Below are 10,499 nucleotides of genomic sequence, written 5' to 3' on the forward strand. Positions count from 1 at the left end.
GGCCCAGATGCGGGATCCCGCCCAGCCGGCCGGTCATCGTTCCAGAGGCGAATCCGCCGGATCGTGCCCGGGGGGTCGCCTGTTCCTCCACCGCGGGCGTCACAGAGTCGCTCACGCCGGCCTTCCTTCCATGATCATGTCGAGGACGTGGTGTTCGTCGAGGTCCCGGGCATCGCTCTCGTGGATCACGCGCCCCTCACGGACGACCAGCACCCGGTCCGCCAGGCCGAGCACCTCGGGCACCTCGCTGGAGACCAGCAGCACGCCGATCCCCTCGTCGGCGAGCCTCCGGATGACGGCGTACAGCTCCGCCCGGGCGCCGACGTCCACCCCCCGGGTCGGCTCGTCGAGCAGCAGGAACTTGCGGCCGTTGATCAGCCAGCGCGCCAGCACCGCCTTCTGCTGGTTGCCGCCGGAGAGGTTCTTGATCGGCCGGTCCAGGTGAGGCGGCCGGATGTCGAGGTCCTCGACCTGGCGCCGGGCGTCGGACACCTCGCGGCCGCGGTTCAGCCAGCCGAACCTGGCGTACCGGTCGAGGCTGCTCAGGGAGATGTTGCGCATGACGCTCTGGTCGAGCAGCAGTGCCTGGGCCTTGCGCTCCTCGGGGGCCAGCCCCATGCCGGCCCGTACGGCGCGGCTGGGGCTGCCGCCGCGCACCGGGGCGCCGTTCAGGACCACGCGGCCGTCCGCGCGGCGAGCTCCGTAGATCGCCTCGATGATCTCCGAGCGGCCCGACCCCACGAGCCCGGCCAGCCCGACGATCTCTCCGGCCCGTACGGTGAACGACACGTCGGTCACGCGGCCGGGCACGGTGAGCTTCTCCACGCGCAGGATCTCGGGACGGTCGTCATGACTACCGGGGCGGGGCCGGGGCGGGAAGACGTGCTCGACCTCGCGGCCGGTCATCAGCGCGACCACCTGCGAGGTGGGCGTGTCCTTGGCCGGCAGCCCGACCGCGACCGTGCGGCCGTCCTTCAGCACCGTCACCCGGTCGCCGATCTCCCGGATCTCCTCCAGCCGGTGCGAGATGTAGATCACCGCCACGCCCTGCGCGGTCAGTTCGCGGATGATCCGGAACAGGTTGGTCACCTCGTCGTGGGCCAGGGCCGCCGACGGCTCGTCCATGACGATCAGCCGAGTGTCGTACGAGAGCGCCCGCGCCATGCTCACCACCTGCTTGGCGGCCGGCGACAGCCGGCCCACCTCGGTCGTCGGGCGGATCTCGCCGTGCCCGAGCCCGGCCAGCAGTTCGCGGGTGATCCGGTTGGCCTCTCCCCTGCTGACGAACCCGAGCCGGGCCGGCTCGTGGCCGAGGAACACGTTCTCGGCGACGCTCAGGCCGTCGACCAGGTCGAGCTCCTGGTAGATGGTGGAGATGCCGAGCCGGATCGCGGCCGTCGGGCCCGCCAGGCGGACCTCCGTGCCGTCGAACACGATGGTCCCCTCGTCGGGCTGGTGGGCGCCGGCCAGAGTCTTGATCAGTGTGGACTTGCCGGCGCCGTTCTGGCCGAGCAGGCAGTGCACCTCCCCCGCGCGGACGTCGAGGTCGACGCCGTTCAGAGCGCGTACGCCGGGGAACTGTTTGACGATTCCTCGCATTTGGAGAAGAGACGCCGAGTCGGACGATGACCGCGGCACAAGGGCCTCCTGAGGGACGGGGGATGCGGCCGTGGCCCCGCCCGCCTGACGGCGCCGGTTTGGCACCACCGCGACGGCGCCGAGGTCGGCGTCAACGGTGCCGCTGCGGTTCCGGACGACCGATCAGGCGGGCGGGACGTTCTGGGTGGGGGGAAGGGGACTTGGTGAGGGGGAAGGGGAAGGGAGGACGGGCAGGGTGGTGATCCCGTCCGCCTGACGGCATGCGCCATCGCCGCGGCACGCGGGATGGGCGGGAGTGCCGGCGGCTCGGGACAGGCCGGTCAGGCGGACGGGACGTCTGGGTGGACGGGAGTGGTCAGATCAGGCGGGGACGGGCGGGAGCGGGGCGGCGGACAGGCGGGTCCACCGCGAGTGGGACGGACGGGTCATCGGGGGCTCCTCACGCGCCACGGTGGCTGGGATGTCGGATGGCGATGGCTGTGGGGTCGGACAGTGCCCGTTCGACGACGACACCGGCCGCTCCACGCGACGCGGCGCCGAAGCCGAGGTTGGAGGCGACGAACCGGCAGCGGTCGGCGGCGCCGGTCATGCCCAGGCCGGCCATCTCCTCCCGGGCCGCGGGGACGATCCGGTCGGCGAGCTTGGCGAAGTAGCCGCCCAGCACGATCACCCGCGGGTTGAAGAGGTTGACCAGCACGGCCGCCCCGCGGCCGAGCCACCGGCCCACCTTCGCGAGGGCCGCGTCGACGCGGGGGTCTCCTTCGGCCCACCGCTGCTCGATCTCGGCCAGCCGCTCCTCCGGGTCGCGGACGACCTGCCCGCCTGTGCCGTACGCGCGGTCGGGCGTGGCCATGCGCACCAGCGCGGCCAGTCCGACCTTGGTCTCCCAGCAGCCGATCCTGCCGCATCGGCACCGCTCACCGGAGGGGTCGACCATGACGTGGCCGACCTCCCCGGCGAAGCCGTCCGCTCCGCTCAGCAGCCGGCCGCCGGAGATGATGCCGCCGCCGACGCCCACCTCACCGGTGAGGTAGACCAGGTCGGGCGTCCCCGCGGCGACGCCCGAGGTGAACTCGGCCAGCGCCGCGAGGTTCGCGTCGTTGTCCACGGCGATGGGGATGCTCGCGCGGATGTCGGCCTGGGACAGCCGCTCGGCCACCGCCACCCCGTGCCAGCCGAGGTTCGGGGCGACGACCACCGTGCCGGTGCTCGTGTCGATCAGGCCGGGGACGGCCACGGTGATCCCGGCCAGCGCGACCCCGAGCCGGTCGAGGTCGGCGACGGTCCTCTCGACCATCAGGGCCAGCTCGTCCAGTGAGCGTTCCGGGCTGGAGCCCATGGCGTCGAAGCCGATGCGCCGGTCGGCGAGCACCCTGCCGGCCAGGTCGGTGGCGAAGGCGGCGATGTAGTCGACGTTGACCTCCACGCCCAGGGCGCCGATCCGTGAACCGTCCAGGACGAGCGCGACGCTCGGGCGTCCGACGGAACCGGCGTGCTGCGGCCCGGTCTCCTTGACCAGCCCCCGTGCCTGAAGCTCGCTCACCAGGCTGGTGACGGTCGTCTTGTTCAGTCCGGTCGCCACCGCGACGGCCGACCGGGAGCACGGGCCGTACGCACTCACGTGCCGCAGAACCAGAGCGAGGTTGGAACGACGCACGGTGGCCTGGTCCGCGGGAACACCCGCGGACCCGCCGCGACCCGGCGAGTCGGTCCTGTGGCCGTCGGCCCTGCTGTGCTCCACGCCGCTCCTCAATTAGTTCGCATGGCTGGCCGAATTAAAGACAGGGACTTCCGGCAGACACAAGGGGAAACCGGTCGCAAGTTGCGTAACGTTCCAATAACCACATAACGAATGAGTCCTGAACTGGGCAAAAAGGGAGCGATGCCAACTCGTTACGGAACCCAGGGGTGCGCAGACGGACACCTCCGTGTTACAACCCTGATTAATTGATCTCGTAGACAAACAAAGGATCAGGTGAGGCGGGTGTCGAACGAGCAGCACCTCACCCGCCTCTCGGGAGGCCCTCCGCCGGCGGGCCCCGCCGCCCTGCGCCGGGCGAACCTCTCGCTGGTGCTGCGTGAGCTGCGCGACCACACCTCCTTGTCGCGCGCCGACATCGCGGACGCGACCGGGTTGCACCGGGCCACCGTCTCCAACCTCATGGCGGAGCTGCTGGAACGGCGGCTGGTGCGGGAGCTCGGCGTCGAGCACGCGGGCGCCGTCGGGCGCCCCAGAAGGGCGGTGGCGCTGCATGGCGCGCACGTCGGCGCCCTGGGCATGGAGATCAACGTGGACTACATCGCGGTCCACGGCACCGACCTCAGCGGCCGGGTCCTGGTAGAGCGGCGGGTGGTCTTCGACGCGATGGGCAGCCGCCCGGACAGCGCGGTGCGCAGGCTGGGGCTCGTGGCCAAGGAGTCCGTGGAGGCGATGGCGCGGGCCGGCGCCGTCCCCGCGGGCATCGCGGTGGCCGTCCCCGGCCTCGTGGACGTGGCACGCGGCGTCGTGACGCTCGCGCCGAACCTCTACTGGCAGGACCTGCCGCTGGCAGACCAGTTGTCCGCCATGCTCGGCCCGCTGCGCGTGCCGGTGCGGGTGGACAACGACGCCAACCTCGCGGCGCTGGCCGAGTTCACCTCGGGCGTCGCCGCGGGGACGCCCGACATGGTCTACCTCACCGGTGAGGTGGGCGTCGGCGGCGGCATCATCTCCGGCGGCAAGCTCCTGCGCGGAGCGGACGGCTTCTCCGGCGAGGTCGGGCACCTGCGGGTCGACCCGAACGGCGACCAGTGCGGCTGCGGCCGCATCGGCTGCTGGGAGACCAAGGTCGGACTGGCGGCGCTCGTCCGCGCCGCCATGCCCGAGCAGGCGTACGGGCTGCCCGGCATGCCGGTGCCCGACCCCGGCGAACGAGTGGCCGACATCGCCAGGGGCCTGGCCTCCGGCGACCGGCGCATGATGCAGGCGGTGGCGCAGGTCGGCCAGTGGCTCGGGCTCGGCGGCTCGATCGTGGCCAACCTGTTCAACCCGCGAGTGATCGTCATCGGGGGCTACTTCGCCTCGCTGGCCGAGTGGCTGCTGCCCCACGCGCAGGACGAGCTGCAGCGGCTCGTGATGGCCGCCCCCGCGGCCCAGTGCCGATTCGTCGCCTCGACGCTCGGCTTCGGCGCCGCGTCCCGCGGCGCCGCGAGCATGGTGGTCAGCCAGATCATCGACGACCCGACCACGATCATGGATTCATTACCCCGGCCGTCAGCCTACTGACGGCCCCACAGACCTGGAGACGGCACCTCTCCAGTACCCCCGGTATCCAACGCAAGTAAGCGGCAACAAGCGCGGCGGCGCGCGCCTTGCCTGACCTCCCCCCAGTCAGGAAGGGTCTTCCATGTCACCACGTCATCGAACGTGGGCCAGGCCGTTCAACACGGCCCTGCCAGAAAAGGGACGACGTCCGAGACGTCGAACCGCTGCGACGATGGCCCTGGCCCTCGTCGCGCCCGTCATCACGCTCCTCGCGGCGCCCGCGAGCGCCGAGGCCACCACGGCCGCGGCGGCACCCGACTTCAAGGTCCTCGTCTTCTCCAAGACCACCGGCTTCCGGCACGACTCGATCCCCGAGGGCATCGCGGCCGTGCAGAAGCTCGGCCAGGAGAACAACTTCGCGGTCGACACGACCGAGGACAGCACCAAGTTCACGGACGAGAACCTGGCGCAGTACCAGGCCGTGGTCTTCATGTCCACGACCGGTGACCCGCTGGGCACCCAGGACCAGAAGGACGCCTTCCAGCGCTACATCCAGAAGGGCGGCGGCTTCGTGGGCGTCCACGCCGCCGCCGACAGCGGCTACAACTGGTCCTGGTACGGCAAGCTCGTCGGTGCCTACTTCAAGCAGCACCCGGCGATCCAGCAGGCCACGGTCAAGGTCGAGGACCCGGCGCACCCGTCGACCAAGGGTCTGCCGACGACCTGGACCCGTACCGACGAGTGGTACGACTACCAGACGAACCCGCGTGGCACGGTCCACGTGCTGACGTCGATGGACGAGAAGTCCTACTCCGGCGCCACGATGGGCGCCGACCACCCCAACACCTGGTGCCAGGACTATGACGGTGGCCGCTCGTGGTACACCGGTCTCGGCCACCTGAAGGAGAACTACAGCGAGGCGAACTTCCTCAAGCTGCTCCTCGGCGGTATCAAGACCGCCGCGGGCGCCGAGAAGGCCGACTGCTCCGCGTCGCAGAGCAGCAGCTTCGAGAAGACCACCCTCGACGACAACACCTCCAACCCGATGATGCTGGACGTGGCCAAGGACGGCCGGGTCTTCTACATCGACCGGCTCGGCGACGTGCGGATCATCAAGCCGAGCGGTGGCACCGTGACGGCGGCGCACCTGAACGTGTTCACCGCCAACGAGAGCGGTCTGCTCGGCATGGCGCTGGACCCCGGGTTCGACACCAACAAGTGGATCTACCTGTACTACTCGCCGTCGGGCTCGGCGAACGTGGACCGGCTGAGCCGCTTCACGGTCACCGGTGACACCCTGGATCTGGCGAGCGAGAAGAAGATCCTCGACGTTCCGGTGCAGCGGGCCGAGTGCTGCCACCACGGCGGCGGCCTGGTGATCGACCCCAAGACCGGCAACCTGTGGCTGGGCACGGGCGACAACACCAACCCCTTCGCCTCCGACGGCTACGCCCCGATCGACGAGCAGTCGGGCCGGGCCAACTGGGACGCCCAGCGCTCCGCGGGCAACACCAACAGCCTGAGCGGCAAGCTGCTGCGGATCCACCCCGAGCCGGACGGCACCTACACCATCCCGGCGGGCAACCTGTTCGCCCCGGGCACGGCCAAGACCAAGCCCGAGATCTACGGCATGGGCTTCCGTAACCCGTTCCGGATCGGGCTTGACCCCAAGACTGGCAACGTCATGCTGGGTGAGTACGGCCCGGACGCGAACGCCGCCAGCGCCACGCGCGGCCCGCAGAACACGGTGGAGTGGAACCTCATCTCCAAGCCGGGCAACTACGGCTGGCCGTACTGCATCGGCAACAACTCCCCCTACATCGACTACAACTTCGCGACCAAGACGTCGGGGTCGGCGTTCAACTGCGCGGCTCCGGTCAACGACTCGCCGAACAACGACGGTCTGACCAACCTGCCGCCGGTGATCCCGGCCACGGTCTGGTACCACTACGCCTCCGACCCCAACAACTTCCCCGAGCTGACCGGTGGCGCGCCGATGGGCGGCCCGGTCTACCGCTACAACGCCGACCTCCAGTCGACGACCAAGTGGCCGGCGTACTGGGACGGCAAGGCCATCTTCGGTGAGTGGAACAACAACGCGCTGTGGTCGTTCCAGCTCAACGAGGACGGCACCAAGCTCGTCGAGATGAACCGGATCCTCAGCACGCTGAAGTTCCTCAAGCCGATGGACATGAAGTTCGGTCCCGACGGCGCGCTGTACCTGATCGAGTGGGGTTCGGGCTTCGGCGGCGACAACGCCGACTCCGGCGTCTACCGCATCGACTACGTCAAGGGCGTCCGGCCCCCGACAGCGCGCGCCAGCGCCGACAAGACCGACGGCCCGGTGCCGCTGAGCGTCAAGTTCAGCAGCGAGGGCTCGCGGGACCCGGACGGCAAGGCGATCACCTACGCGTGGGACCTCGACGGTGACGGCAAGACCGACTCCACCGACGCCAGCCCCACCTTCACCTACACCAAGGCCGGCGAGTACAACGCGGTTCTCACCGTGACGAACGCCGACGGCCTGTCCGGCAAGGCGAGTGTGACGATCAACGCGGGCAACACCCGTCCGACCGTCACCGTGGACGTCCCGCCGAACGGCGCATTCTTCGAGTTCGGCGACCAGGTGAAGTTCAAGGTCACCGTCACCGACCCCGAGGACGGCACGATCGACTGCGACAAGGTTCAGATTCAGGCGATCCTCGGCCACGACAGCCACGGCCACCCGCTCGACCAGCTCAAGGGCTGTGAGGGCACCCTGCAGACCCAGCAGGCGGGCCACGGCGAGTACGACAACCTCTTCTACGTGATCGAGGCCAGCTACACCGACGGTGGCGCCGGTGGTGCCAAGCCGCTGACCGGGCGGGGCCAGGTCATCCTGGAGCCCAAGCGCAAGCAGGCCGAGCACTTCTCGCAGACCGGCCGGGTCGCCGACGGCAAGGGCACCGACGCCGCGGGCGTCACGATCGAGACCACGACCGACACCGCGGGCGGCAACCAGAACATCGGGAACATCCAGGACGGCGACTGGTGGTCGTTCGACCCGGTGAACCTGTCGAACGTCTCCGCGATCCGGTTCCGCGTCGCGTCGAACACCACCGGCGGGACCATCCAGGTCCGGCAGGGCAACCCGGAGAACGGGACGCTGGTCGGCTCCGTCGACGTGGCGGGCACGGGCGGCTGGCAGACGTTCAAGGACGTCACGCTGAACCTGACCAACGCGCCGGTCACGAGCGGCCCGCTGTACTTCGTCGTGCGCAAGCCGGCGAGCGCGGCCAACGACGCCTTCCTGCTCAACTTCAACTGGGTCGACTTCATCGGCAAGGGCGCGACGGAGAACCAGCGCCCGACGGTGTCGGTGGCGGCCAACGCGACCACCGGCGTCGCGCCGCTGAAGGTCGACTTCACCACCACCGCCAGCGACCCCGACGGTGACACCCCGCTCACCTACAAGTGGGACTTCGGGGTGAACGGCGCGCCGCAGCCGACGACGGCCAACGCGAGCTACACCTACACCGCGCCGGGCACCTACACCGCCACGGTGACGGTGACCGACGCCAAGGGCGCCGCCGGCACCGCCACGGTGCAGATCAAGGTGGACGCGCCGGCCACGGTGTGCTTCAGCGGCCGATCCGACGACTTCCTGGGCAACCAGCTCGACCGCGACCGCTGGTCGGTCATCCGGGAGAACCAGGACCTCAGGGTCGCCAACGGCAGCCTGATCATCCCGACCTCGGCCACCGACATCTACCAGACGACCAACAACACGCCGAACATCGTCGTGCAGCCGGCGCCGTCGGGTGCCTGGACCGCCACCGCCAAGCTCACGCTGAACGCGCGTGACGCGTACCAGCAGGCGGGCCTGGTCATCTACGGCGACGACGACAACTACGCCAAGATGGTGCTCCAGGCGCGGTCGACCTCGGGTTCCGACCACGCCAGCCGCATCTTCCAGTTCATCCGTGAGGACAAGGGCGCTCCGAACGAGGTGTCGCAGAGCAACACGGCCAACCTCGGGGACGCCTACCCCGACACGGTGTACGTGCGGTTCATCAGCGACGGCACCAACATCACCGCCCACTACTCGTCGGACGGCACCAACTTCACCGCGATGCCGGAGACCAAGCCGCTCGCCGGGATCTCCAACCCGAAGATCGGCCTGATCTCGCTGGCCGGGGCCAACCACCCGGTGGTGGACGCGGCCTTCGACTGGTTCCAGATCACGCCGGACGACAAGGCGACCCCGCCGACGCCGGACGACGACTTCAACGGCACCACGCTGGACAACTGCCGCTGGAACTCGATCGTGCGCTACGACGCGACGGCCGCCCGCGTGACCGGCGGCAACCTCGAGCTCGACACCACCACGGGTGACATCTACGGAACGCCGAACGGCGCGCCGAAGAACTTCATCCTGCAGAAGGCGCCGAGCGGTGACTGGACGCTGGAGACCAAGGTCGACGGCTCGGCCCTCAGCGAGCAGTACCAGCAGGGCGGCCTGATCGTCTACGGCGACGACGACAACTACGTGAAGTTCGACTTCCTCACCACCAACGCCGCAGGGTCGACGGTGGCGCGGACGATCGAGCTGCGTAGCGAGGTCGCCGGGACCGTGCAGAACCCGCAGCCGCAGGTCAACGGCCTCGGCGCCGGCCCGTACTGGCTGCGCCTGAAGAAGGTGGGAGACAGCTTCACCGGCTCCTACTCCTCCAACGGCACCACCTGGACCGACCTGGCCACCAACGGCACGACCGCCGTGGTGAAGAACAGCGCCGTGGCGAACGCGTCGAAGATCGGCGTCTACACCATCGGCACCAACCAGGGCGCGTCCAAGACGGTCAAGTTCGACTACTTCAAGCTGATCAAGGCGGGAAGTGAGGACAAGACCGCTCCGGTGACGACGGCGACGACCGACCCGGCGCAGCCGGAGAACGGGTCGTTCACCGGTCCGGTCACGGTCACGCTGAAGGCCGTCGACGAGACCGGCGGCAGCGGCGTGGCCAAGACCGAGTACGCGCTGGACGGCGGCGACTGGACGGCCTACACCGCGCCGGTCACCGTCACCGGCGACGGCCAGCACACGCTGCGCTACCGCTCGACGGACAAGGCGGGCAACGTCGAGGAGGTCAAGACGCTCACGCTGACGATCTCCACCCCGGCCACGCCCACGGTCAAGCTGACCGTCACCGCCGCTCCCCGCTGCATCGGCACCACGGCGTACCTGGCGGTCACGGCCGTCAACAACGGCGACGTGCCGGCCACGATCACGCTGAACACCCCGTTCGGCAACAAGACCGTGACCGACGTGGCCCCGGGCAAGCAGGCCTACCAGTCCTTCAACACCCGGACCGCCCAGATCGCCGCGGGCACGGCCACCGTGACCGGAACCGCGACGATCGGCGGCAAGCAGGTCACCACGTCCTACGACGCGGCCTACCCCGCGGCCAGCTGCAGCTGACCGCACCGGCGGTGACCACGGTCTGCACGACCAGGACACCGCCCTAGCACAACCCGGGGCCGGCCGGCCGACCAGCCGGCCGGCCCCGCCCCCCATATATGGAGCGATCACATGAAAATCAACAGGACTACCCAGCTACTCGCCGCAGCCGCGCTCGGCGTCGCACTCGCCGGCGCCGGCCTGGCCGGCCCCGCGGCC

4 protein-coding genes are annotated in these 10,499 nt (G+C 69.8%); 2 read left to right on the forward strand and 2 right to left on the reverse strand.

Features of this window, described 5'->3' with window-relative positions; all coding sequences use genetic code 11:
• Positions 1 to 111: 111 nt before the first annotated feature.
• Both Msi02_RS42340 and Msi02_RS42345 read right to left on the reverse strand, forming a co-directional pair.
• Positions 112 to 1,599: a sugar ABC transporter ATP-binding protein gene (locus tag Msi02_RS42340; RefSeq protein ID WP_204053346.1), complete on the reverse strand. Its 1,488-nt coding sequence runs from the start codon at positions 1,597 to 1,599 to the stop codon at positions 112 to 114.
• Between the two features lie 439 nt (positions 1,600 to 2,038).
• Entirely contained in the window at positions 2,039 to 3,340 is a 1,302-nt protein-coding gene (locus tag Msi02_RS42345) for an ROK family transcriptional regulator (protein WP_239109412.1), read from the reverse strand.
• Positions 3,341 to 3,583: 243 nt separating this feature from the next.
• Between Msi02_RS42345 and Msi02_RS42350 the strand changes: the two genes are divergently transcribed.
• Complete coding sequence (locus Msi02_RS42350; protein ID WP_204053347.1) at positions 3,584 to 4,864, forward strand: ROK family transcriptional regulator; 1,281 nt, start codon at positions 3,584 to 3,586, stop codon at positions 4,862 to 4,864.
• 211 nt (positions 4,865 to 5,075) lie between these two features.
• Positions 5,076 to 10,301, forward strand: a complete 5,226-nt coding sequence (locus Msi02_RS42355; RefSeq protein WP_204053348.1) for a ThuA domain-containing protein — start codon at positions 5,076 to 5,078, stop codon at positions 10,299 to 10,301.
• The last annotated feature ends 198 nt before the right edge of the window (positions 10,302 to 10,499 follow it).

This window comes from Microbispora siamensis, from assembly GCF_016863095.1.
Classification (GTDB): Bacteria; Actinomycetota; Actinomycetes; order Streptosporangiales; family Streptosporangiaceae; genus Microbispora; species Microbispora siamensis.